This is a genomic window from Glycomyces halotolerans (assembly GCF_054779575.1).
Map to the genome: position 1 here is coordinate 1 of NZ_BAAGXZ010000058.1, position 713 is coordinate 713.

The 713-nt window shown below is 38.0% G+C and carries 2 protein-coding genes; both read left to right on the forward strand.

Annotated elements, in window-relative coordinates; genetic code table 11:
• Positions 1 to 154: 154 nt before the first annotated feature.
• Entirely contained in the window at positions 155 to 346 is a 192-nt protein-coding gene (locus ACYVL2_RS20000) for a hypothetical protein (RefSeq protein WP_025910450.1), read from the forward strand.
• Positions 343 to 696, forward strand: a complete 354-nt coding sequence (tnpB, locus tag ACYVL2_RS20005) for an IS66 family insertion sequence element accessory protein TnpB (protein ID WP_025910451.1) — start codon at positions 343 to 345, stop codon at positions 694 to 696. The genes ACYVL2_RS20000 and tnpB overlap by 4 nt, the downstream gene beginning before the upstream one ends.
• The last annotated feature ends 17 nt before the right edge of the window (positions 697 to 713 follow it).

Genomic DNA, 713 nt, shown 5'->3' on the forward strand with positions numbered 1-713 from the left:
CTATCTTGGCTACCATGGATATTGGGATGGTGAGAATATAAATCCCTTATTTTATTTTTATAAAACATATAATGTAAGCCCGTAATCAAACAACGCATATAAAACATCAGGCACCTCCGGTACGATAAATGTATCAATCAAAGGAGGTGCCATTATGTCTACAAACAAATTAACCATTGTTCCCGTCAAACTCGATCCTATTCCAGTTGAAATTTCTTCGAATCATTCTCTCCAATACACTGCTGAGCCAAGTTGTGTCATTAAAACCGCTGTGGCTGAAATTTCCTTCTTCAATGGCGTAGATGAGCGCATTATCCAAACCATTATGAAGGAGCTGAAGGGATGAAACAGGATTTTACGAGCGTGCAAAACATCTACATCATCTGCGGCAAGACAGACATGCGTAAAGGTATTGATGGTCTCGCAACGCTCATTCAAGATTCTTTCGAATTGGATCCGTATAGTGATTCTATCTTTCTGTTTTCTGGATGGAGCAAGGATCGTTATAAATGTTTGTATTTTGATGGAGATGGCTTCGCCATGCTTTATAAACGATTAGATAATGGAAAATTACAATGGCCAAAAGATGAAAATGAGGTACGCAAACTTTCGCAACAAGAGCTTCGTTGGTTATTAGAAGGATTATCTCTGCAACAGCCAAAGGCGATTACAAAATCTACAAAAGGTATCTTTTAATAGCCCTATTTTAAGTG